Annotated in this window: 2 protein-coding genes; one reads left to right on the top strand and one right to left on the bottom strand. The window is 32.8% G+C overall.

The features are described 5' to 3' along the window. Nucleotides 1–299, top strand: a 299-nt coding sequence (locus tag ACZ3IG_RS36180) for a hypothetical protein (protein WP_467437483.1), incomplete at its 5' end; no start/stop codon positions are given. A gap of 731 nt (nt 300–1,030) precedes the next feature. Here ACZ3IG_RS36180 and ACZ3IG_RS36175 read toward each other — a convergent pair. Next, nucleotides 1,031–1,357, bottom strand: a 327-nt coding sequence (locus ACZ3IG_RS36175) for a BCCT family transporter (RefSeq protein ID WP_467437482.1), incomplete at its 5' end; no start/stop codon positions are given.

The raw sequence follows: 1,357 nt of genomic DNA, 5'->3' as shown, positions 1-1,357 counted from the left end.
TTTCACAAATTGAAGAAATAAAGAACCATTATGATTTGATAATTGAGCAGATCCCAAAATTACCATCACCAGAAGAACAAAAAGAGACAAGGTTTAAAGAAATGGTAGTAAGAAGAAGAGTAGAATCAGCACTAGAAAATGAAGCAATTAAATTGTGGACTACAAAACCTGACAGCGAGAGATTAAAAAAGGTAGGAATGTTTAGAAAAGAAGAAGATGTAATAAAAAGGAATGAATTTATTAGAAGATATATTAATGAGAACTATGAAAATAAATTAAGAAAGGAATTTGGAATTTAATCAAATAATCTATAGAGTATTGATTAAATTAAGGTGGAATAAATTTCTAAATACTACCATTATGGATTTTTGTTACCTGTAGGCGAACATTTTACAAAGAGTTTGCCTACAGGTATTTTTTATTTCATCTTAATGAAAGAGTGGAGAAACAGGTGAACATCTTATTAAGATAAATTGCGTAAGATGTTTCATAAAAAAAAGTTAAATAGAGTTTTATGTTATAGCCAATTTTAAATTCCTCAATATAGTAGGAATAAGTTCCCACTGGCATCTAAATTAGAACCATAGTTTGTTGAGAGGAACACTGGTTCTTGGAGAATAGAAGAAAAATTTTATGAAGAAAGAAATATAGTGCTAAAGATCATTTATCCGATTTTAAGGTCAAACGATCAAGAAGAATATGTATACAGGTACATGGGCAAAAATAGTTGAGATTAGCCAATCGAAGATAGCAAAGCTGTGAATTGATTTATGCAACCTACCTATAGGGATGAAAGTAATATGATTAAAGGACATTAAGCTACGATACCAGTTACTACACCAATCTCTCATGAAATGATTGGCTCTTTTGTGGCCGTCAAGGAAAACACTTCGACCGGTCTTTTTTTAGTTGTGTTGTGAACCTATAAAATTACCTGTTCGATGTGACTATTCCCATCCTTTTGTTCATTCCAGAGTTGGTGTTGGGAGGACTCTATATTTAGCGAATTTGTACTTAAAATAATGGTAATCTAACGATTCAAAAAAGACCCTTTCCAATTTAGGGAAAGGGCCTGGACGTGATTGAGATACATCTTTGCTTCTTTGTTTACAGCTTTTAATAAACTGATGGCCATTAAAGCGATTATTGCTGAAAATGGTAATGCAGCAATAATCATAGTATTTTGCAGGGCTTGAAGTCCTCCTGAGTACAGCAGTACAAGCGCCATAACAGTTAACATGATCCCCCAAATTACTTTCAAACGGTTACTCGGATTTTGGGAACCATTTGTTGTCATCATGCCTAAAACAAATGTGCCTGAGTCTGCAGAAGTAATAAAAAACGTGCTTATAAGAAG

The organism is Streptomyces sp. NPDC016677 (assembly GCF_055562815.1).
The sequence above is the reverse complement of the archived record's forward strand: the minus strand, read 5'-3'. Positions and strand labels throughout refer to the sequence as shown.